Source organism: Leeuwenhoekiella blandensis MED217 (assembly GCF_000152985.1).
In the GTDB taxonomy this organism is placed as follows: domain Bacteria; phylum Bacteroidota; class Bacteroidia; order Flavobacteriales; family Flavobacteriaceae; genus Leeuwenhoekiella; species Leeuwenhoekiella blandensis.
Genome location: NZ_CH672395.1, coordinates 1,428,419 through 1,451,390 on the forward strand (window position 1 = coordinate 1,428,419; position 22,972 = coordinate 1,451,390).

The window sequence follows — 22,972 nt, forward strand, 5'->3', positions numbered from 1 at the left end:
ATGACTGTGGCTACTAATGCTTGGTTTACCAAGTATTTTACAGATTATACCTACGACGAGATGTTTACCCCAGATCTCAGCGTTAAGGAAGATTGGCAGGAGCTTTTAGAGAACTTTAAGCGCATAGGTATTGACGGCTTAACACAACGTCAAAATGATATCAATTGGCTGCTGGAAGAAAACGGGGTTACGTATAATGTGTATAACGATCCCAACGGGCTTAATCGCCCTTGGAATCTTAATGTTGTTCCTTTTATCCTTAAAGCGAACGAGTGGCAAAAAATTGAAAAAGGCCTTAAACAGCGCGCACACCTACTCGATCTTGTTCTTAAAGATATTTATGGCGAGCGTAAGTTGATCAAAGAAGGTATTGTACCTCACGAAGTGATCTATGGACATCGCGGATTCCTACGGCAATGTGATAAAATTCAGTATAAAATTGATAAGCATTTATTGCTGTATGCCGCAGATTTAGCTCGAGGTACCGATGGCAGAATGTGGGTGGTGAATGATCGTTCTCAAGCACCATCAGGAATGGGGTATGCTCTTGAAAATCGCTCTACGGCAAACCGCGTTCTTGCCGATATTTTTGGCGAAATGAACATCAAGCGACTTTCAGAATTTTTTAAAGAATTCAACGAGCTGTTGCTTGAGGCTTCTCCCGATAAAGTTGAAAATCCCAACATTGTTATTCTTACTCCGGGCTCGCATAACGAGACTTATTTTGAACACGCCTATTTAGCTTCATTTCTAGGATATCCTTTGGTTCAGGGGAATGACTTGGTCGTTCGCGACGGATTTCTGTTTATGAAATCGCTTAAAGGATTGAAGAAAGTACACGTGGTTTTGAGACGAGTGGATGATATTTTTACAGATCCACTTGAGTTACGTGAAGACTCTCATCTTGGTGTTGCGGGATTACTGGATGTAGTGCGTAGACAGAATGTAGCGGTGGTGAATCCCATAGGAAGTGGCGTTTTAGAAAACCCGGGGCTTATTCCTTTTATGCCGGCTATTTGCAAATATTTTTTAAAGGAAGATTTACAGTTGCCTCAAATTGCGAGTTGGTGGTGTGGTCAGGAGAAAGAGAAAGACTATGTGCTGAAGAATTTAGCAAACCTCGTCATTAAGCCGATTGATCGAACCAATCGCGAACATATACATTTTGGATCTCAGATGTCTACCGAAGAGCTTGAAGCACTTCGGAAAGAAATTTTAAAGAAGCCTTATCATTTTGTTGCTCAGGAACGCATCAGTTTTTCTACAGCGCCCAACTATTCAAAAGGAACTTTTGAACCGCGTAATATGGTCGCTCGTACGTTTACCATTGCAGGAAAAAGTGGCTACAATGTGATGCCGGGCGGATTGGTGCGTGTCGCTCCGGAACGTGGAAAACTAAGGGTTTCTAATCAACGTGGGGGAACCAGTAAAGATTTTTGGATCATTGGAGATCTTAAAAGTGAAGAGACGGCAAATTATAGTTGGAATCGCAGATCTGCCGTTTCGGTAAGCGGTCTTGATGATCTACCGAGTTTGACTGCGGAAAATTTATATTGGGCTGGTCGTTATGTGGGACGCACTTTAGTAAATGCACGTTTTTTACGAATGGTCTTAAAACAGATGAATGCTCCTGAAGCCGAATCTAATCAACAAACCTGCTCGGTTAAAATGAATATCCTCTATAAGGCTGTTACCCAAATGACCGGTACCTATCCCGGCTTTATGGAGAAAAGTAAGAACGGCACCTACGCGATGGACAATCCGCTGAAAGAAATGATGGCGGTAGTTCTTGACCGAAATAAAATAGGAAGTCTAGCTAACTCAATGATGATGTTCAGCAATTCCTATTATTCCATAAGGAATTTGTGGAGTAGTGATATGTGGCGGGTTTTTGAAAATATTCAAAAATTGTGGCGCAATCTGGAAAATGAAAAGCAGATCACCGTCAATAAAATGATCAAAACCCTTAATCAATTGATTACGCGTTTGATTGCTTTTATGGGACTTATTGAAGAAAGCATTATGGTGGACCAAGGTTTATTGCTTTATTTTATTGGTCTTCAGTTAGAGCAAAGTATGCTTACAATAACCAAATGTCGCTCACTTTTGGTGATCAAGCAGTCTGGGCAAACAGAATATGAAGTGCTTGAGTCGTTGTTGAGCAGTCACGAAAGTTTAAATATTTATCGTTACAGCTACAGGTCTTACATACGCGTAGAACCTGTGATCAGCTTGTTGCTAATGGATTTGAAATACCCGAGATCATTGGCTTTTCAGCTGGGAAGATTACAAAAAGATATAGCTCGTTTGCCACATTCTCAAAAGTCAGACGCCCTTATGGATTATGAGAAAAAAGTTTTTGAAGCATTTTCAAAATTACGTTTGGCAAGTTCCGAAGCACTCGCACAAACACAAGACGATCAAGGCAACATACGAGAGCATCTTGATGCACTTTTAGAAAGCTTAAGTGACTTATTATTTTCAGCCTCACAATCAATTTCAAATACTTACTTCAACCATACGTATAAGCAGAGTCAATTGGTTGATCAAAACTTTCCGCTCTAATGCTATATTCGGTAACGCATACCACAAAGTACGATTATGATGCTCCTGTGAGCTATTGTCATAATATCGCTGTTTTAAAACCGCGACGCTCACTAGGGCAGGAGTTGCTAGAATACAAGATGGCGATTACACCCGAAGCCGATGAAGTCTCTGAGCGCGTTGATTTCTTCGGAAATTACATCACTCGTTTTTCCATTCAGAAAGAACATAGGCAGTTGAAAGTGACCACAACCAGCAAATTGCGCAGGGAATATGAGCAGTTTAAAACAGACTTTAGGTCAGATAAATGTACACGTGTTACGCTAGATCAGGCCAAAGAAAATCTTTTAAAAACTGAAATTGAAATATTAGAGGCTAAGCAGTTTGTCTTAGATTCTATTTTTATCAATAAAACCGGTGAAGCGGTTGAAAAATATGCTCGCGAAAGCTTTAAATCCAATCGTTCAGTATTTGAAGCTGCCGAGGAATTGATGCAGCGTATTTATACTGATTTTGATTTTGTTTCAGGGTTCACCAGTGTTTCTACGCCAATACATGAAGTGATGGAAGAACGTAAGGGCGTTTGTCAGGATTTTGCGCAAATCGCTATTGCGTGTATTCGATCTATAGGGCTGCCCGCACGTTACATCAGTGGATACATAGAAACCTTACCACCTCCGGGCCAAGAAAAATTAATTGGAGCCGATGCATCTCATGCGTGGTTCTCTATTTTTATCCCGGGTTTTGGGTGGGTAGATTTTGATCCTACCAATAATCAAATCCCCGGCGACCAGCATCTGGTCGTAGGTTGGGGAAGAGATTATTATGATGTTCCTCCTTTAAAAGGAGTAGTTTATGGTAGTGGAAAAAGTCAACTTTCAGTCGAAGTTGATATTGCACGTGTTGTTTAAACAGCAGCAAGATATTTTAGGAAACACATACTGCCGCCTACGCCGCTGTATTGCCCATAATTAGGAATAACATCATATTCCCGTTTTTTGTAAAGTGCAATTGCCGGCGGTTGAAAAATTCCGGTTTCAAGTACACACTTTGTGTAACCTATTTCACTTGCCCAGTTTTCTAAAGCTTCAAGAATAGCACTCGCATAACCGCGTTTGCGGTACAAAGGCTTGGTGTACATTCTTTTGATCTCTACGCTTTTAGGACCGTATTCCCTAAAGGAACCACAGGCTACCGGAATTCCACTGTCGTATGCGACAATGACATTTTTTATTCGGTCTAATGCATTAAATTGATTGTAAAATGCGTGATCAGCACCGTCTGTAACTTTGAGGGTTTGATCAAGTTCTTTTACCATTTTTAAGAAATCGGCATTTTTTGAGTCGGTACGTACAAGATTTAGCATATTTCGTAAATGTGTTTGGTTGGTAGTTGAACTTGAAAGATACGGTTCTCTTGTACTTTTTAAAACTTTTGAAGGAAGTATTTGTTAGAGATTTTTTAACTAAAGTCTTTGTGCTGCCTAAATGCTGCTTGCCAAACAATAACGCAAAAAAATAGCCTGCCTTTTAAGACAGACTTTTTTAGTACTAAAAAATTATAGATACCACCATTGTAAATGGCATCCAGATCAAGTTTACTTTAAAGGTTCGAGTTCGCCAACGGCCAAACCCAAACTGTTGAGTTCATTTTTGATGCGCTCATAAACGCTTGGTTTTGCATAGTCGACCGCAATGATTTGTTCTTTGAGATTGATCTCCAAAACACGCACTTCCATAATCCTATTGAGACATCTATTGATCACTTCTTGTGAACCTTTGAAGTTTTGATTTGCGATTTGGAGCGTAGCTTTCATAAGATTGTTGTGGTTTAGATCAGACTTGGGCTTTTAAAATTACAACAAGAATTTGTAGGAATTACTAATCAAAAGCTCAAAATCTACTGATTAACAATATTTTAGTGTTAAATTTTTTAACTAAACCGGTTTAGGGAATTTAAAAATGTATGTGTTTATTTTACACTAAAGGATTTTTCCTGCTAAGTAGCGCTGTATAGCATAGACATCAATTTGCTTATTAAACTTCTTACTTACGCTAGGAACATTTTCGCTAGAGATCCAGATTTTCAATTCAGCATCTAAATCAAAAGTTCCGGCGGTTTCTAAAGAAAAGCGAGAAATATTCTTGTAAGGCAAACTTTTATATTCGGTTTTTCTTCCTGTAAGTCCTTGTTTATCTACAAGGATTAGCCGTTTAGAAGTAAAAATGAAGACGTCTCTGAGCAGCTGAAATCCAACTTCAATATGTTCTCTTTCTGTAAGCAAGCGATCGTATTTCTTGGTAAGGTCTTCTAAAGACATTTCGCTGGCATTCCCTAATATTCTATCAATGATACTCATGGTTCGTTTAAATTATGTTATCAGGAGTATAAGAAAGGCAGTCTGCAATCTCCTAGGGAATGGCTTGTTTAACAAGCATTTAATAAAGCTTACTTAGTTTATACTAGTAACAAGTATTTACGCATAAAAAAAGCCCCCAAGAGGGAGCTTTTTGAAGATTATTAGGAGACAATTATTAGAAGGCGTTAGCCACTAAATGCTCGTAAAGTTCTTGTCTTCCGCTCAATGGGGTAGGCTCACCACTTTTTCTTCCTATTTCACTAAGTTGCTCAAGGCTTAAAGTACCGTTTTCAAACTTGGCTCCATTTCCGCCATCAAAAGAGGCGTACCGTTCTTTACGTAAGGTGCTATATGATGTGTTTTGCAATAGATGATCTGCAGCGATCAGGCCACGTGCAAAGGTGTCCATCCCGGCGATGTGTGCTATAAATTTATCTTCAAGGTCAATCGAGTTGCGACGCACTTTGGCATCAAAATTTATTCCGCCGCCTTGAATACCACCGCCTTCAAGAATGACTAGCATGGCTTGTGTAACTTCAAAAACATCTATCGGGAACTGGTCTGTATCCCAGCCGTTTTGATAATCTCCGCGATTGGCATCGATACTTCCTAACATGCCTGCATCTACAGCAACTTGTAATTCGTGCTCAAACGTATGACTTGCCAGAGTTGCATGATTCACTTCAATATTCAGTTTAAAGTCATCTTGCAAACCATATTTGTTGATGAAGCCAAGACTTGTTGCAGCATCAAAATCATATTGATGCTTGGTTGGTTCCATAGGTTTTGGCTCGATAAGGAAATTTCCTTTAAAACCTTGTTTGCGGGCATAATCTCTAGCCATGGTAAGAAATTGTGCTAGGTGATCTTGCTCGCGTTTCATATTGGTATTCAAAAGACTCATATAGCCTTCACGACCACCCCAGAACACGTAGTTCTCACCACCCAATTCAAGTGTGGCATCTATGGCTATTTTCAATTGAGCGCCGGCATAGGCCACCACGTCAAAATTAGGGTTGGTTGCTGCGCCATTCATATAACGCGGATTACTAAAGAGGTTTGAAGTTCCCCATAAAAGCTTGATGCCGCTTTCTTGCTGTTTTGTTTTTGCATAGTCAACAACCGCTGCAATGCGCTTTTCAAATTTGGCGAGATCAGGCGTTTCATCTACAAGATCTACATCATGAAAACAATAATACGGCAAGCCCAGCTTGGTCATAAATTCAAAAGCTGCATCCATTTTATCTTTAGCACGAGCCACAGGATCAGGATTGGCATCCCAGGCAAAAGTTTCGGTAGGAGCACCAAACGGATCTCCGCCTTTATTGTTGAGCGTATGCCAATAAGCCATCGCAAAGCGCATATGCTCTTTAAGTGTTTTTCCTGCGACTACTTTATTTTCATCGTAGTATTTAAAAGCAAGAGGATTATCGCTTTCTTTTCCCTCAAATTTGATCGGGTCTATGTTTTTAAAATAGGTGCTCATTAATCTAGTATTTGAATATTCTTTTTCCAGGTTTGATATAAATTAGTGTAGTGTTCTTTCAATGCTGATTGAGGTTCCTGAGTGCTTAACAATTCTAGTCCTTGTGCAGCTTCATCCAGACTTTTATAAAATCCGTAGCCATAAGCAGCGCCACGGGCAGCACCTTCAGCACCATTGGTTTCGTACAGTTCTAAGGAAGTCTGCGTAGTATTCACAAAAATCTCTCTAAATACCGGACTTAAAAATAAATTGGCTTTTGTTGCTTTTACAGAAGTACCACCGGCACCAATTTGCTGCATCACCTCAAAGCCATAATTCATTGCATATACAATACCTTCACAAGCCGCACGAACCATATGCGTAGCTGCGTGCCTGTTGAAATCTAAATTTTGCAGACCGCTAAAGGATTTTTTATTGTTAAAAATGCGTTCAACACCATTGCCAAAAGGGTAGAAGTGTAAGCCATCACTACCCGGGCCTACTTTTGCCGCTTGTGCATTTAGGAAGTCGTAGGAAAGCAATTCATCTTTTCCGGTGGAGAGCATTTTACGCAACCATTGGTATAAGATCCCAGAACCATTAATGCATAATAAAACACCGTTGCGTTTCTGAGCTTCCGTGTTGTTTACGTGCAAAAAGGTGTTGATACGGTTTTCTGCATCAAAAACATCTTGATCGGTCACCGAATAGATCACTGCCGAAGTTCCCGCAGTAGTAGCGATTTCTCCGGGTTTGTTGACGTTAAGTGCAAGCGCATTGTTGGGTTGATCTCCGGCTCTGTAAGTGATTTCTACATTTTTTGAAAGTCCTAAAGCTTCAGCGATTTTAGGAGCAATAGTCGCTTGATGACTAAAATTAGCAACGATCTCCGGAATTACCGCACGCGGAAGGTCTAAAGCCTCGAGTACTTCTTCGGCTAGAGCATTCTTTTTAAAGTCCCAGAGTGCAGCTTCAGAAAGGCCAGATTTACTGGTTTGTGCTACTCCAGAAAATTTAGCTGCCAGATAATCTCCGGGCAACATCATATGTGCAATTTGATCAAAAAGTTGAGGTTCGTTTTCTTGAACCCATTTCAACTTAGAAGCGGTAAAATTCCCCGGACTTTGTAGAACCCGGTCTTGAAAAAAGCTTGCTCCTTTTTCCTGATAGTATTTTTCACCTATAGAAGCAGCACGACTATCACACCAGATAATAGACGGGCGCAGCACATTTAAATCTTTATCGGTAAGCACGAGGCCGTGCATTTGATAAGAAATACCAATGGCTTTGATCTGTTTAAGATCGATACCTTGATTGCCTAGTTTTTTGATGCCGTTACACGTGTATTCCCACCATTTTTCGGGATGCTGTTCTGCCCAGCCACTTTGAGGTGCATCAATGCGCATTTCTTGATCAGGAACCGAAGAACTGGCTACCGATTTGCCGGTATTGGCATCAAGAACGGCTAGCTTGATCGATGAGCTGCCCAAGTCGATTCCTAAAAAATACATAAGCGTTTAAATTAAATCTCTTATTTTAGTCCAATGGACAACTTATAGTTTTTATGACTACAAGTATACATATAAAAATATAATTATCACAATACCCATTAAAACTATCTCGTCATTAGCGATTGAGAACCAGAATTATGACAAAACAAAATGAAGCGACCATACTCGATAGTATAACCATTGATTGCGTGATTTTTGGTTTTAATCAAGGAACCTTAGAAGTACTTTTGGTCAAGCATGCTGATGGAATAAGCAAGGATAAATGGGGCCTTCCGGGAGGATGGATCTTTACCGATGAAAGTACAGACGCTGCTGCAAATAGGTTGCTGTTGGAGCTTACCGGGATAAAAGATGTTTATCTAGAACAGCTGCGTGCCTTTAGTGAACCCGATCGTTTTCCTTTGTCGCGAGTGATCACGGTAGGGTATTATGCTTTGATCAAAAAGGAAGATTGGACTGGTTTAAAGCCTGGTGCAACCGCGTCTGAAGTGGGCTGGTTTAAGGTTTCTGAAGTGGAGACGCTTATTTATGATCACTTGCATATTCTGGGGGTCGGATTGCGCAGGTTACGTCGCCGAATTAAACAGGAACCTATAGGTTTTAACCTTTTGCCTGAAAAATTCACACTGCTTCAGTTGATGCATTTGTATGAAGAAATTTTAGGCTACGAGATGGATAAACCCAACTTTAGAAGAAAAATTTTAAGAATGAATTTACTCACTGCACTTGACGAAAAGCAAAAAGATGTATCGCATCGTGCAGCAAAACTGTATAAATTCAACCCGGATACCTATCAAAAGTTGATAGAAAAGGGATTCAATTTTGAATTTTAAACCTAAAAAAAGCCGCAATTATTTAATTACGGCTTTAATTTTTATAAGCATTTATTTTTATTGCCATCCACCACCAAGACTGCGGTAGAGCTCAATGTTTGCAATTAGAATTTGCTTTTTGGTATTGATTTCATTCAGTTCACTTTCTAAAGCGTCGCTTTGAGCCGTGATCACTTCCAAGTAGTTTGCGAAGCCACCTTTGAACAGGAGCGCGGCGTCTTTAAGTCCTTTCTGAGTAACTTCAATACGCTCTTGCGCGATTTTATATTCTTCGGTGAGTTTGTTGATTCGGGTTAGCGAATTTGAAACGTCTTCAACAGCACCGATCAAATTATCTTTAAACTCCAATTGCGCGATCTCCCGTTCTGAAAGTGCCACTCGATAATTGGTCTTAAGTTTTCTATTATTGAAAATAGGCTGAAAGATAGAACCGTTAAGCAATGTAAAAGCTGAACTTACCGGATCAAAGAAATTCTCTAACTGAAATGAATTCAATCCCAATCCTGCACCGATGGACAGCGAGGGATATTTTAAAGCTTCGGCAACACCGGTACGTGCGTTTTGAGCGATGAGTTCATATTCTGCCATCGCAACATCTGGACGATTTTTAATCAATTCTAAAGGAACACCGGTCTTATATTTTTTCTGAAATTCTATATCATCAAGATCTGCGTTGAGCTCGATGGGACGTGGAGATCTTCCTAAAAGTCGGTTTAATTTATTTTCTTGTACCGTGTACGCGCGTTCTAATTGCGGAATAAGAGACTGCGCTTTTAACTGCTGTGATTTGGTTTGCTGAAGCGCCAGGGAAGTGGTTTCGCCTGCATCGTATTGCAGTTTTACTATATTGTACGTACTATCATTAAGCGCATAGTTTTTCTGTGCTACTTCAACCTGAGACTTCAACATTATTAAATTATAATAGGTCGAAGCAACTTCTGCGATCAATTCGGTTTGTACAACTTTTTTAAACTCTTGAGACTTCATAAAGTCGGCACGCGCTGCTTCCTTTTGCCATCTCAATTTTCCCCAGATATCCAGCTCCCAATCGGCTTGCAATGCAGTGGTGTACTCTAAGCGTTCTGTATATAAACTTCCCGGTACATTTTCTCCGTGATTGCGTCTCGCACGGTTAGAACCGTAATTGTTATAATTCTCTGAGTAATACTCTCTTCTAAAACCTGCCGGAGTTGCATTAACCGATGGTAAAAAGTTGGCCTTAGATTGGGATAAATATTCCATCCCAATATCCATATTGCGCATCGCTTTTTGCAAATTGATATTATTAACAAGAGCTGTGTCTATAAGAGAAATCAACGTGCTGTCTTCAATAAATTCTCTCCACGGAATATGCGACATCATCAAGCTGTCCCGACTGATTGCCGCTTCGGCTAATGAATCGTTCAGAACAGAATCTTTTACGTAGAATTCTTCAGAAACATCATCAAATTGAGGGCGCTCATATTTTTGTCCCACCTTACAACTACCAAGTATTAAAAGTATCAGCAATATCAAGCTTGCGCCGAGATATCGGCTTATATTCGGCTTTCTTTTTATGGTGTTTATATTAATCGTTTTCATAGTGGTTAGGTTAGTTTTCTTCTTCAATTTCTTTATCTCCGTAGCGCTCTAAGTTGTACTTATCGTGCAACATCTGGAAGATGTATGCCATCACAGGAATTACAAAAATTCCTAAAACAATACCACCTACCATTCCGCCGGCAGTACCAATACTCACCGAGTGATTACCTTGAGCTGAAGAACCTTCAGCAAACATCAACGGTACAAGTCCTACAGTAAATGCAAGCGAGGTCATAATAATAGGTCTGATACGCAACGCACTGGCTTCAAGTACGGCATCAAAGGCGTTTAAGCCTGCACGTCTTTTTTGAGCAACAAACTCTACAATAAGAATGGCGTTTTTAGCCAAAAGACCAATCAACATGATGATCCCAATTTGTACATAAATGTTGTTGTCAAGTCCGGCTAAATTAATCGCGGCAAACACACCAAAAATCCCAACAGGCAGCGATAACATTACCGCTAGCGGAAGTAAGAAACTTTCATACTGGGAGGCCAGAATAAAGTATACCAGAAGAATGATGATGATAAATACAATCATAGTGTCTCCACCAGAATTTTTCTCTTCCAGACTCATACTGGTCCACTCATAGCTCAAACTTGCTGGCAGTTTTTCACTGGTCAATTCTTCGATCTTTTTCATCACGTCACCGGTACTGTATCCTTTAGCCGGTGTCACATTGATCTTTGCAGCGTTATACAGGTTGTAACGGTTTACGACCTCAGGACCATAAGCTTGCTCTAAACGCACGATCGTGTTTACAGGCACCATTTCACCTTTATTATTCTTTACAAAAATGCTATTGAAAGACTCCGGCGATTCTCTATAAGGAATATCGGCCTGCATATACACACCATATTGTCTGCTAAAGCGGTTGAAATCACCCGGCTGTACACGACCAAAATAGGACTGCACCGTAAACATCATGTCTTTTACGCTAACACCTAAAGCCTTTGCTTTTTCGTAGTCGATCTTGAGACGATACTGTGGGAAATTTGGATTAAAAGAGGTAAACGCATTGTCAACTTCTTTCTGATTACTCAGTGTATTGATGAATTCATTTACGATCTGACCGAACTCTCCCAAATCACCGTCGGAGCGATCTTGTAACATAAACTGAACACCATCAAAGTTACCAAACCCTTGTATCGTAGGTCTTGGATACATATTGAAATCGGTCTCTGGTATTTGCTCTAGTTTCTTCAGAAGGTTTTTGATGACCTCTTGAATGTCTTCAATTTCTCCACGATCTGCTGCATGTTTTAGCTGAACATATCCTAAACCTGAAGACGGACTGTTAGCATTATCTACAACATTAAAACCAGAAACAGTATTCACGCCTTTCACGGCAGGATCTAATTGAAGAATAGAATCTGCTTTTCTTAGCGCAGCATTTGTTCTGTGCAGTGAAGAACCTTCTGGCATTTTCATGGAGAAAATCAAGAAGTTATCATCTTCAGTTGGGATAAAGGCGCTAGGCGTAATTCGCGAAAGAAAAATGGTAGCGACAATAATTGCTGCCAGAGCACCTACGCCTATCCATTTATGGTTCAAGAACCAACGTACAACATTGAGGTATTTGTCTGTAAACTTATCAAAACCACTGTCAAACTTACGCAGTCCTTTCCGCTTTGCTACTTTAGCCTTACGCACCTGACGCAGCTCTGAAACCGTTTTGGCCATTCCGCGTTTTTTCTTGTCACGCTTTTTCTTTCCGAAGAAAATCTTGGTCAATACCGGAGTAAGCGTCAATGCATTGATTGCAGAAATTAAAACCGCAAAAATGATCGTATAGGCAAACTCCTGATAAAATACTCCCACAGGACCACTCAAGAAAGCGACGGGTAGAAATACGGCAGCAATTACCACTGTAATAGAAATAATCGCACCTGTAATTTCGTCCATCGCGGCAGAAACTGCTTTGCGGGCAGAAAGGCCGTGATGCGTCATTTTCTCGTGAATAGCCTCCATTACTACAATCGCGTCATCTACCACAATACCAATGGCAAGTACCAACGACAACATACTGAGTACGTTCATCGAAGCGCCAATAATATTTAGGAAGAAAAACGTTCCTAAAAGGGAAACCGGAATTGAAATAGCTGTAATAATGGTTGCTCTAAAGTCCTGCAGGAATATAAATACTACAATAAAAACCAGAATAAATGCCTCTACAAGCGTGTGCATCACCTGGCTCATCGATTCATCGATTTGATCTCTTACACTGTAAGTAATCTCATAATCGATGCCTTCGGGGAATAATTTTTTCTGTTCTTCAAGTATCTCTCTAATGCGTTCATCAATGGTTTTAGCATTTGCACCATTCATTTGCACAATATCGATCGTTACCGAAGGTTTTCCGTCTAGTCGGTTTTCACTGGTATAGTTTGACGCACCAAACTCGATACGCGCAACATCTTTAAGGCGCAGTTGGGCACCATCTTCATTGGTTTTAATGACAAGATTTTCATATTCTTCAATCTCGCTGAAACGCCCGTCATACTTCATTACAATTTCAAAAAGCTCATCTGAATTTTCACCGAATTTACCCGGTGCAGCTTCAAAGTTTTGATCTTTTACCTGATTGTAAACCTCTCTTGGAGTAAGGTTATATGAAGCCATTTTTTGTGGATTCAACCAAATACGCATCGCGTAATCCCGCTGACGTAAGATGGAAGCTTCGGCTAGACCTTCGACACGTTTAAGCTCGCGACGAATATTAATTCTTGTATAAGCATTAAGGAAGGTCTCATCATAGGTAGAATCTTTACTGAAGATATTGATCGTCATGATACTACCTTTCATTCTTTTAGTAACCGAAATACCGGCTTCAGTTACCTCTGGCGGAATTTTTTCAGTAATCACTGAAATCCGGTTTTGAATGTCTACCGCTGCCTGATCGGGATTGGTTCCCGGTTTGAAGTAAATGGTAACTCGACCACGACCAGAGTTGGTCGCTGTGGAGTTGGCATAGGTCATATTTTCTGTACCATTAAGCGCTTCCTCGATAGGTAATAAAACAGATTTTGCTACCGTTTCGGCATTACCACCAGGGTAATATACCGCCACACTTACACTGGGAGGAGCAATTTCAGGAAAACGTTCAACGGGTAAGGAAGTGATACTAGCGGCTCCCGCAAGTACCAATACTATTGTGATCACCAGCGTAAAAACCGGCTTTTTTATAATCTTTTTAAACATAGGTTAGCTGTTTCGGTATTAGACTTAATACGAAATAAGAACTCTTAAAATGTGTCTAGGATGTTATAGACTGCTGGTAAGCTGGCCTCTCTGTATAGGTTTAACCTTGATGCCAGAAGCCAATTTATCTAATCCCGAAACCACGATGCGATCTTTAGGAGATAAACTTTTGGAGTCTACGATATAGTTATCACCAGAACGTCCTTTTGTGATGATCTCACGACGTTGTGCAACATTGTTTTCGTCTAGGATAAAAACGAATTTCTTATCCTGAATAAAGGTTGTAGCACTTTGTGGAACGAGAATCGCAGATGGGTAAATCTCTTCCATCAAGATTTTACCGGTGTTACCAGAGCGTAGTAAGGTGTCCGGATTATTGAATTTTGCTCTTAAAGTAATCGAACCTGTAGAACGATCAATTTGACCAGAGTTCGCATCAATCTTACCACCGTGCTCGTAAATAGAACCATCAGCCAGAACTAATTTAACTTGATCGTTTACCTTGTTTTTCTTTGAAGTTTTGTCATTTTTAGCACGCTCAAAATAGAGGTAGTCAGACTCACTCATAGAAAAATACACATAGATATCATTTACGTTAGAAAGATTGGTCAAGGGCTCAGAATCTGTTTTCTTAACCACATTACCTATTGATTTTGGTATACGTCCCATAAATCCGTTTACAGGAGCTTTAATTGTTGTGAAATCTAAGTTGATACGCATATTGGCAGCTTGCGCCTGCGCTTGTTGCAAGGATGAAAGTGCCACTTGATAATCTGCTTTAACCGATTTCATACGCACTTCAGAAATCACTTCATTATCAATAAGTGGCTGTAAACGCTCAACGTCGCTTTTTGCTTTTTCTAGTTTAGCTTTTTCAAGATTTACGTTAGCCATCGCATTTTTATAGTCTTCCATATACGGCTGACTATTTATTTTGAATAAAGGCTGTCCTTTTTCAACAAACTCGCCTTCATCAACATATATTTCTTCCAGAATGCCATCAACTTGGGGTCTGATCTCAACAGATTCAACACCTTCTATAGACCCGATGTATTCAAAATTCTTAGCAGCACTGGTTTCTTGTAAGCTGATCACCGGTAATGGCAATCCTTCATCTTCTACCTCTTCCTCTCGGCAAGATGTAAAAGCAGCAAGACAAAGCGCAAGAATGATCGCAAACTTTGTATTGGGGTTATTTAAATAATTCATATTTCAATTTTTTAGGTTTCCACATAATAGTATTCAAGAATGAGACCTAAACGACACTAGGAAGCTGGATGAATCATTTTGTCTTGTTTTATAGGGGTTTAGCGCTTTTTTGAGAAAAAGGAAGTATGGAAACAGCTGTAGAAAAGTGTAGAAATAATCTACACTTTTGTGGAAATTGATCAGGTTGTGAGGCGTAGCTCTTGACTAAGATGTTAAGAATACTGCTTGAAGAACATTGATAGGAATAAGACTGATTTCTTTGATCGTAGCTTCTTTTAAAATTGTGCCAATCCCAAAACCCCAGAATCATTAATAATTCCTTAACGTTTATCTGATTCTTACCCTAAGAGCGACGTTTTGAGATAAGATAGTACAGAGGGGCAACCTAAATTTTAAACGCTGTTAAAGATTTCGTAAAACTCAAAAGTTTACATATAGTCAAAATATGACAAAATTTGTGATTAATTATTTACTAATATTAATAATTGATCCAAGCAATGAAAAAACTAATTTATGTAACACAAATTACGCTGTTCTTTTTGGCTACTGTGCTGTTCGCTCAGGATAGGTCGCTTCAAGGTACGGTGACAGACACTAACGGAATGCCACTTCCCGGGGCAAGCGTTGTGGTTAAGAACACTACTGTAGGTGTGGTAACCGACTTTGATGGAAACTTTACTATAGCTATTCCTGAAAATGAAAATCTACTTGAAGTAACCTTTATGGGATTCAAATCTCAGGAAGTAGATATAACCGGAAAATCAGAAATTACGATCGTATTGGAAGAGGATGCTCAAAGTCTTGATGAGGTTGTAGTAACAGCCTTAGGGATTAAGCGATCTACCAAAAAACTAGCATACGCTGTACAAAAAGTAGAAGGAGATGATCTCGCTGAGGCTAAGGAAACCAATGTTGTAAACTCATTATCTGGTAAAATGGCCGGTGTACGGGTTACCGGCGGTAACAGCGGAGTAGGTTCAAGTTCGCAGATCATCATTCGTGGTGAAAACTCTTTAAACCCAAGTCCTAACGCTAATTCCCCACTTTTTGTTGTAGATGGAATTCCTATTAATAACAACGTTAATAATGCCGGTGGAGACGGTAATATGGAAGTAGATTTTGGTAACGGCGCAATGGATATCAACCCTGATGATGTTGAAGAAATGACCGTACTTAAAGGCCCTAACGCAACAGCACTTTACGGTTCGCGTGGTGCAAATGGTGTTGTTTTGATCACTACAAAGTCGGGTAAAGGAACTAAAGGAATTGGCGTTTCTTTTAATCACAATTCTACTTTTGAGACCTTACTTACTTTACCAGAATATCAAAATGAATACGGTCAAGGTTCAAACGGGCAGTTTGCTTTTAATGATGGTGGTCAAAATCGCTCGATAACAGGTGGTGTAAACGATCACGTTGATGAGAGCTGGGGACCTGCACTTAACGGCCAGTTGATTCCGCAGCACGATAGTCCGACGACAAGCGGATTTAGAGCAGGTGATGTCAATTTGAGACCGCGTAATGCTGATGGAACTTTTGCAGATGAGATCATCGCAACGCCATTTGTTGCGCATCCTGATAATATTAGAGACTTTTTTGAAACCGGTTTTACGATGAGTAACAACATCGCGTTAACGGGCGCTAATAAAGACGGAAACTTTAGAGTTTCGTTTACAGATTTAGATAGTGAAAGTATCGTTCCGAATTCAAATTTTAAAAGACGCACTTACGCGATCAATGGTTCGTATAATTTAACCGATTGGTTAAAAGTCACTGCTTCGATGAATTACATCAATTCTAATTCAGACAACCGTCCTAACAATTCCTATGGTACAGAAAACGTGATGTATTTATGGATTTGGTTTGGGCGTCATATCAATATGAATGGTCTTAGAGACTACTGGCAGCCGGGCTTAGAAAACGTGCAACAGTTTAATTATAACTATAACTATCACGACAATCCATTCTTCACGGTATATGAAAATACCAATGCCTTTAACCGTGACCGTGTGATCACTAATATGCGCGCCGATCTTAAACTGGCAGATGGTTTAGATCTTATGTTTCGTACAGGGCTAGACTATTCAAATGAGCTTGATATGCGCAAACGAGCATACTCAACACAGCGTTTTCCTAATGGACAATATCGTGAGGATTATATTTTTGCTCAAGAACAAAATACCGACTTCCTTTTGTCTTACAACAAGGTGCTTACCGAAGATTTAGACTTTGGTATTTCTGTTGGAGCAAACCATCGTGTGGCGAAAAATCGTTATCAGCGTATAAGTGCTAATTCTCTTTCGATTCCTGCAATTTATAACTTCGGAAACGCAGCAGAGCCACTTACGACAAATGATTATGACAGCGAATTTAGAGTAAACAGTGCTTATGCCTTTGGAAATTTAGCCTATAAAAATTATTTGTTTTTAGACCTCACCGCCAGAAATGATTGGTCTTCTACACTTCCTGAAGATAATAACAGTTATTTCTATCCATCTGCAGGTGTAAGTGCTATTCTTTCTGATATGTTTGAAATGCCAGAAGCGATCAGCTTTGCAAAAATTAGAGGAGGTTATGCGGTTGTAGGTAACGATACCAGCCCATACAACCTTGCTGCAACCTATGGTTTTGGTGATACCTTTAACGGATTCTCGAGAGTGTATTCGCCTTCAGAATTAAGAAATTCTGATTTAAAGCCTGAAAAAACCAATTCAATAGAATTGGGTGCAGATGTGCGTTTTTTCAAAAATCGTTTAGGTCTGGATGTAGCCGTATATCAGTCCACGACAAAGAACCAAATTATATCGCTTCCGGTATCTAATACTTCGGGATATAGTTCGCGTGTGATCAATGCGGGTGAAGTTCAAAACCGCGGTTTAGAAATCACCTTAAATGCCACTCCGGTACGTACCGATAATTTCCGATGGAATTCTTCGATCAACTTTACCACAAACAGAGGTGAGGTTAAAGAACTTACAGACGGGCTAGATTTTTACACGATCAAGAGTAACTATTTGACTGTAGGAGCACGAGTAGGCGAGCGCATAGGCGATTTATACGGTACCGGTTTCCGTAAGGTTGAAGATCCTAACAGTCAATATTTTGGTCAGTGGATTATCAATCCAGATTCCGGTCTTCCTATAGTAGATAACGAGTTGAGAAAATTGGGTAATTACAGTCCGGACTTTATGGTTGGTTTCCAGAATAGCTTTCAGTATAAAAATTTCAACTTCAGTTTTCTTTTTGATTGGAGACAAGGAGGAGAATTTCATTCACGCACTGTGGCCATTGGAGGAACTACAGGAATGCTCGATTTTACAGTGCCGGGTAGAGAAACAGGTATTGTAGCGGCAGGTGTTGTAGAAAATGGCGACGGGTCTTACTCACCCAATACACAAAACGTATCTGCTTCAAACTACTATTCGCACGTGTATAACCGTAGTAATGAAGAGAGCTCTATGTTTGACGCAACTTATGTAAAACTAAGAGAGGTAAAACTAGGCTATAACTTGCCTAAGAAATGGTTTAACACTGTGCCGTTTACTTCTGCAACTATTTCGCTTGTAGGTAGAAACCTGGCGTTATGGACAGAAAATGACCACGTAGATCCAGAAAGTATTTCATTCTCAGGAGGCACTATTGTTCCCGGAGTTGAAGATATGGCACTGCCTAGCACGCGCAGTTATGGTGTAAATCTAAATCTAGAATTTTAAGAAAACACACGATGAAAAAACTAACTATCATACAAATTCTTGTACTCGCTTGTCTTTTGATAACTGGCTGTACAGACAATTTTGAAGAAATCAATACCAACCCAAATGCTCCAGAAGCAGTAAGTGCAAACTTGCTTACTTCTACGGTAACTTCAGAAATTACCAGAACGCTTACTCAAGAGGGCTATAGTGACGGTAACACGATCACCCAATTGATGGCAAAAAATAACTTTCCGGGTTTTGCGCAGTTTGATTGGGGAGATCAGGGAATGTGGAATTTTTTCTACGGAATTCTTCCGGAAATCGACGATATTCTAGAGATTTCTCGTGCCGAAGGAACACAGAACAGCACTTATGAGGGTATTGCACTTACGTTGCGTGCGTTGTGTTTTGCAAACCTTACAGATCTCTACGGAAACGTACCCTACGCTGAAGCTTTAGCCGGTCAATCTGAAGGGATTTTTACACCCGTTTACGACAATCAGGAAATGATCTACGACGGTGTTTTGGCAGATCTGGCAGCGGCAGATGCTGCCTTAGCCCAAAATCAAAGCATAAGCGGTGCTTCTGGAGATGTGATTTACGATGGTAACCCTGCACAGTGGAGAAAATTGGCAAACGCCTTAAGATTGCGTTACTTATTACGTATTTCGAAGCAGCGCGATGTGTCTTCAGCGATGCAAGCCATTGTAAATGCAGGAAACTACATCAGCTCTAATTCAGATAATGCAACCTTAACCTATAGCGGAACTTCGAATACAGATTCTTGGCCACAAAGCACCGGTCGTATTGGAGGTTTTGATGAGAAGAGTTTGTGCGATACGGCCTTAGAGTATTTCAACAGATTTAACGATCCTCGATTAGATATTTGGTTTGATCGTAACAGTGATGGAAACTGGGTAGGAATGCCTATCGGTCTAAATCAAGATAACGCACGTGCTTTTGATGATGCAAATAGTCCGAGTCGTTTAGATGTTGATTTGTTTTATTATTCAGCAACAGATGCCGAAGCTTTTATTATGAAAAACTCAGAAGTACAATTCATTTTAGCCGAAGCCGTAGCGCGTGGAATCATAAGCGGTAATGCTGAAGCATTTTATAATGCGGGAGTACGAGCAAGTATGAATTACTGGGGCGTAAACGATGCCGATGTAACGGCGTATTTAGCGCAACCGGCGGTAGCTTATGACGGTTCGTTAGAATTACTATTGACCCAGAAAACCATCGCCCTTTGGAATGTAGATTATCAAGGTTGGTTCAATTACAGAAGAACCGGTTTGCCAGCTTTAGAACCGGGACCAGACAGCCTCAATGGAGATTTGTATCCTGTGCGTTTCTTGTATCCTTCATCAGAGCAAACGTTGAATACCGCCAATTATCAAGCAGCTGTAGGTGCAATGGGGGGAGATAATATCAATGTAAAAGGCTGGTGGGAAACCGGTACCCGTTACTAACCATCAACTTCAAAACTCAGGTTGGGTTGCTCAAGTTTGTTGAGTAACCCTTACCTGTTTTTAGTTTAGATATGAAACAGCTAATTATGAATAAGTTTTTAAAGTTAAGCACTGCGCTCGCTGTGTTGATTTTAGTAGCCTGCGATACAAACGATGAACCAGAACTTGGTATTAAACACCTTGTGGTTATTGGGGTAGATGGGATGAGTCCCAATGGAATTCAAAATGCCAAAACACCGGTGCTGGATAGTCTCATTAAAAATGGAGCATCCACGCTTCAAGCGCGGTCGGTTTTACCTTCGAGCTCAAGTTCTAATTGGGCGAGTATGCTCATGGGCGCAGCTACCGAACAACACGGGATCACTTCCAACGGTTGGGACGTAAACGATTATACACTTCCTGCGGTTGTTTCAGGAGGAGATAGTCGTTTTCCTAGTATTTTCACCTTATTCCACGATCAAAAGCCGGAAGCACACGTTGGCGCCATTTATGATTGGGATGGTTTTGGGAGATTGTACAATCCGGCAGATGTTGATTTTGATATTGATGCAGACCACGAAGATAAAACGACTCAAGAAGCCATCAACTATATCAAAGCGCATAAACCAGACTTTACTTTTATTCATTTGGACCACGTGGACCACGCAGGACATAGTGAAGGTCACGGCAGCGCGAGTTATTATGAAGCGGTAGAAAAGGCCGATCTCCTTATTGGCGATATTATCAAATCGACTCAGGATGCAGGGATTTTTGAGGAAACGGTTTTTATCGTGTCTTCAGATCACGGCGGTCTCGGAAAAGGACACGGTGGTGAATCGCTCGATGAGGTACTTATTCCGTTTATTCTTTATGGAAAAAATGTAAAAAAAGGCTATGCTATCGAAGAGACGGTGTATCAATACGACAATGCCGCGACAGTAGCTTTTATGGCCGGTTTAGAAACTCCGCAAGCGTGGATAGGCAGACCGGTAAAAAGTGCTTTTGTGGGGTATGAGAAACCGGTTTTGAAGTATAAAAAGGTAGAAGCTTTACAAGCACCTCAATTTAAACCACAAAACGGACCCTATGCACCGGCTGGAGGATTGTTTCAAGAGAAGGTTTCGGTGGTTATTAACAATCCTAATGCTTCAGGGAGCATTTATTATACGCTAGATGGAAGTGACCCTAGTGCTAAACATGCGGTAAAATATGATGCGCCGTTTTACGTAGATCAAACCACGCTCGTAAGTGCAATAGTTGTAGAAGAAGGCAAAACCCAAAGCAAAATTGCAGAAGGAAATTATCGTTTTGTTTCCGCTTCAAAAAAGCCAGGGGTGACCTATGCGATCTTTCAGGAAGAACCTTTAAGTGCGCTTCCAGATTTTACCAATAAGAAACCTAAGCTATCGGGAGTTACGATGGAGTTTTCAACTGAAGTTCTTGATGAAATTTCTGAAACAACAAATACCGCACTGGTCTTTACTGCGCAACTGGAGGTTCTGACACCAGGCGAGTATACGTTTTACACGACAAGTGATGACGGAAGCAAGCTTTATGTTGATAACCAACTTGTGGTAAATAACGATGGCGACCACGGTGTGCAGGAGCGAAGTGGCAGCGTATCTATAGCAAAAGGAAAGCATACGCTTAAAATTGAGTATTTTAATGACGGTGGCGGATATTATTTGGATGCCAAATACAAAGGGCCGGGAATTGGTAAACAAATCATTCCTGCAGATAAATTGAGTCAAGACTAAAACATCAGGATGAAAGAAAAGCTTTCAAAAAATGAGATGATAGTAGAAGGGGATATCAACCTTTCGGAAGCCAGAAAAACGTGGCTTAAAGATCAAGTTTCTACCGAAGCTAAAACTTTACTGGAGAAAGATGCCAAGTATTTTATGCATCAGGCTTTATCAACGCCTTGTCTTGATGTTCTGGCAAATGCTCAAGGTGCATTGATCACCAATACTTCTGGTAAGAATTATTTTGATTTCCACGGAAACAACGTGCATCAGTTGGGATTTTCACATCCTAAACTTGTAGCAGCTTTAAAACAACAACTAGATGCGCTTACCTTTTCGACACGACGCTATACCAACAAAACAGCAATAAATTTTGCTGAAAAATTAACCAGTCTCACTCCCGGTTTAGACAAAATTTTAATGACTCCAAACGGAAGTTCGGCTGTGGGGATCGCTTTGAAATTGGCTAGAGCGGTAACGGGAAAATACAAGGTGCTTTCCTTTTGGGATTCGTTTCACGGCGCTTCTCTTGATGTGGTAAGCGTGAGTGGTGAGTCGGTTTTTAGAGAGCAAATGGGACCTATGATGCCGGGCGTAGAACGTATTCCGCCGCCAATCACGTATCGTGGGATTTATGAAAGCAACGAGGAAAAGGCTTTAGAATATCTCGAATATATTCTTGCCAAAGACAACCAGATCGGGGCTTTTTTAGCAGAAACAGTTCGCAATACCGATGCGCAAATTCCGTCAAAACACTTTTGGAAAGCAGCCCGCAAGCTTTGTGATCAGTATGGCGTATTACTCATTTTAGACGAGATTCCCATTGCCCTTGGTCGCACAGGAAAATTGTTTGCTTATGAACATTATGATATTATTCCTGATATTTTGTGCTTAGGAAAAGGCCTTGGTGGCGGTATCATTCCGCAGGCGGCGATAGTTACTAAAAAGGAGTTTGATCAATTTAATCAAATCTCTTTAGGGCATTACACTTTTGAAAAAAGTCCGATGGGCGCAGCGGCAGCACATACCACATTAGAAATAATCGAAGGAGAACACCTGCTCGAACACGTGGTTTATCTAGAAGGAATGATGCAAGCCGAACTGAATCAGCTGCAAGCCGATTTTGAATTGATTGGCGATGTGCGCGGCATCGGACTTTTATGGGGAATCGAACTGGTTACCAGTCGGGTGACTAAAGAAAAAGCTTCGGCACAGGCTGAAGCTATAATGTATGAATGTCTCAAAAATGGGTTGAGCTTTAAAGTTTCTAAAGGAAATGTATTGCAGCTTTGTCCCGCACTTACCATAACTGAAACTCAACTCGCTGAAGCTCTAAACATTCTAAGAACAGCTTTCTACAAAATAACACAAGCATAA

General features: G+C 40.4%; 15 protein-coding genes. 7 read left to right on the top strand and 8 right to left on the bottom strand.

Features of this window, described 5'->3' with window-relative positions; all coding sequences use genetic code 11:
• Together MED217_RS06195 and MED217_RS06200 are read left to right on the top strand one after the other, a co-directional pair.
• Nucleotides 1-2,565: a circularly permuted type 2 ATP-grasp protein gene (locus MED217_RS06195; protein ID WP_009779636.1), complete on the top strand. Its 2,565-nt coding sequence runs from the start codon at nt 1-3 to the stop codon at nt 2,563-2,565.
• Nucleotides 2,565-3,455: a transglutaminase family protein gene (locus tag MED217_RS06200; RefSeq protein WP_009779637.1), complete on the top strand. Its 891-nt coding sequence runs from the start codon at nt 2,565-2,567 to the stop codon at nt 3,453-3,455. The genes MED217_RS06195 and MED217_RS06200 overlap by 1 nt, the downstream gene beginning before the upstream one ends.
• Here MED217_RS06200 and MED217_RS06205 read toward each other — a convergent pair.
• From MED217_RS06205 to MED217_RS06225, 5 genes are all read right to left on the bottom strand, one after another.
• Complete coding sequence (locus MED217_RS06205; protein WP_009779638.1) at nt 3,452-3,910, bottom strand: GNAT family N-acetyltransferase; 459 nt, start codon at nt 3,908-3,910, stop codon at nt 3,452-3,454. The genes MED217_RS06200 and MED217_RS06205 overlap by 4 nt on opposite strands.
• Nucleotides 3,911-4,141: 231 nt before the next feature.
• Entirely contained in the window at nt 4,142-4,360 is a 219-nt protein-coding gene (locus MED217_RS06210; protein WP_009779639.1) for a hypothetical protein, read from the bottom strand.
• A 165-nt stretch (nt 4,361-4,525) separates the two neighbouring features.
• Entirely contained in the window at nt 4,526-4,903 is a 378-nt protein-coding gene (locus MED217_RS06215; protein ID WP_009779640.1) for a PH domain-containing protein, read from the bottom strand.
• 175 nt (nt 4,904-5,078) lie between these two features.
• A complete protein-coding gene (xylA, locus tag MED217_RS06220; RefSeq protein WP_009779641.1) occupies nt 5,079-6,389 on the bottom strand; it encodes a xylose isomerase in 1,311 nt (436 codons plus the stop codon).
• Nucleotides 6,389-7,879 (bottom strand): xylulokinase, encoded by a 1,491-nt coding sequence (locus tag MED217_RS06225; protein ID WP_009779642.1) that lies wholly within the window; start codon nt 7,877-7,879, stop codon nt 6,389-6,391. Before MED217_RS06225 ends, xylA begins: the two co-directional genes overlap by 1 nt.
• Nucleotides 7,880-8,016: 137 nt before the next feature.
• Between MED217_RS06225 and MED217_RS06230 the strand changes: the two genes are divergently transcribed.
• Entirely contained in the window at nt 8,017-8,712 is a 696-nt protein-coding gene (locus MED217_RS06230) for an NUDIX hydrolase (RefSeq protein WP_009779643.1), read from the top strand.
• A gap of 57 nt (nt 8,713-8,769) precedes the next feature.
• Here MED217_RS06230 and MED217_RS06235 read toward each other — a convergent pair whose 3' ends face one another.
• The 3 genes from MED217_RS06235 to MED217_RS06245 form a co-directional block, all read right to left on the bottom strand.
• Nucleotides 8,770-10,293, bottom strand: a complete 1,524-nt coding sequence (locus MED217_RS06235) for a TolC family protein (protein ID WP_009779644.1) — start codon at nt 10,291-10,293, stop codon at nt 8,770-8,772.
• Nucleotides 10,294-10,303: 10 nt separating this feature from the next.
• Nucleotides 10,304-13,495: an efflux RND transporter permease subunit gene (locus MED217_RS06240; RefSeq protein ID WP_009779645.1), complete on the bottom strand. Its 3,192-nt coding sequence runs from the start codon at nt 13,493-13,495 to the stop codon at nt 10,304-10,306.
• A 63-nt stretch (nt 13,496-13,558) separates the two neighbouring features.
• A complete protein-coding gene (locus tag MED217_RS06245; RefSeq protein WP_009779646.1) occupies nt 13,559-14,704 on the bottom strand; it encodes an efflux RND transporter periplasmic adaptor subunit in 1,146 nt (381 codons plus the stop codon).
• Nucleotides 14,705-15,201: 497 nt separating this feature from the next.
• Here MED217_RS06245 and MED217_RS06250 point away from each other — a divergent pair, with 497 nt between their 5' ends.
• From MED217_RS06250 to pbfA, 4 genes are all read left to right on the top strand, one after another.
• Nucleotides 15,202-18,417: a SusC/RagA family TonB-linked outer membrane protein gene (locus MED217_RS06250; protein WP_009779647.1), complete on the top strand. Its 3,216-nt coding sequence runs from the start codon at nt 15,202-15,204 to the stop codon at nt 18,415-18,417.
• 11 nt (nt 18,418-18,428) lie between these two features.
• Nucleotides 18,429-19,871, top strand: a complete 1,443-nt coding sequence (locus MED217_RS06255; protein WP_009779648.1) for a SusD/RagB family nutrient-binding outer membrane lipoprotein — start codon at nt 18,429-18,431, stop codon at nt 19,869-19,871.
• An 86-nt stretch (nt 19,872-19,957) separates the two neighbouring features.
• The gene (locus MED217_RS06260) at nt 19,958-21,607 is read left to right on the top strand and encodes an alkaline phosphatase family protein (RefSeq protein ID WP_009779649.1); all 1,650 of its coding nucleotides are present in this window, start codon (nt 19,958-19,960) and stop codon (nt 21,605-21,607) included.
• 9 nt (nt 21,608-21,616) lie between these two features.
• A complete protein-coding gene (pbfA, locus tag MED217_RS06265; RefSeq protein ID WP_009779650.1) occupies nt 21,617-22,972 on the top strand; it encodes a (R)-1-hydroxy-2-aminoethylphosphonate ammonia-lyase in 1,356 nt (451 codons plus the stop codon).

Bases quoted from the DNA above. Each gene is read 5' to 3' on its own strand.
- MED217_RS06195 (WP_009779636.1), top strand. From the start codon at position 1: ATGACTGTGGCTACTAATGCTTGGTTTACCAAGTATTTTACAGATTAT.
- MED217_RS06200 (WP_009779637.1), top strand. From the start codon at position 2,565: ATGCTATATTCGGTAACGCATACCACAAAGTACGATTATGATGCTCCT.
- MED217_RS06205 (WP_009779638.1), bottom strand. From the start codon at position 3,910: ATGCTAAATCTTGTACGTACCGACTCAAAAAATGCCGATTTCTTAAAA.
- MED217_RS06210 (WP_009779639.1), bottom strand. From the start codon at position 4,360: ATGAAAGCTACGCTCCAAATCGCAAATCAAAACTTCAAAGGTTCACAA.
- MED217_RS06215 (WP_009779640.1), bottom strand. From the start codon at position 4,903: ATGAGTATCATTGATAGAATATTAGGGAATGCCAGCGAAATGTCTTTA.
- xylA (WP_009779641.1), bottom strand. From the start codon at position 6,389: ATGAGCACCTATTTTAAAAACATAGACCCGATCAAATTTGAGGGAAAA.
- MED217_RS06225 (WP_009779642.1), bottom strand. From the start codon at position 7,879: ATGTATTTTTTAGGAATCGACTTGGGCAGCTCATCGATCAAGCTAGCC.
- MED217_RS06230 (WP_009779643.1), top strand. From the start codon at position 8,017: ATGACAAAACAAAATGAAGCGACCATACTCGATAGTATAACCATTGAT.
- MED217_RS06235 (WP_009779644.1), bottom strand. From the start codon at position 10,293: ATGAAAACGATTAATATAAACACCATAAAAAGAAAGCCGAATATAAGC.
- MED217_RS06240 (WP_009779645.1), bottom strand. From the start codon at position 13,495: ATGTTTAAAAAGATTATAAAAAAGCCGGTTTTTACGCTGGTGATCACA.
- MED217_RS06245 (WP_009779646.1), bottom strand. From the start codon at position 14,704: ATGAATTATTTAAATAACCCCAATACAAAGTTTGCGATCATTCTTGCG.
- MED217_RS06250 (WP_009779647.1), top strand. From the start codon at position 15,202: ATGAAAAAACTAATTTATGTAACACAAATTACGCTGTTCTTTTTGGCT.
- MED217_RS06255 (WP_009779648.1), top strand. From the start codon at position 18,429: ATGAAAAAACTAACTATCATACAAATTCTTGTACTCGCTTGTCTTTTG.
- MED217_RS06260 (WP_009779649.1), top strand. From the start codon at position 19,958: ATGAATAAGTTTTTAAAGTTAAGCACTGCGCTCGCTGTGTTGATTTTA.
- pbfA (WP_009779650.1), top strand. From the start codon at position 21,617: ATGAAAGAAAAGCTTTCAAAAAATGAGATGATAGTAGAAGGGGATATC.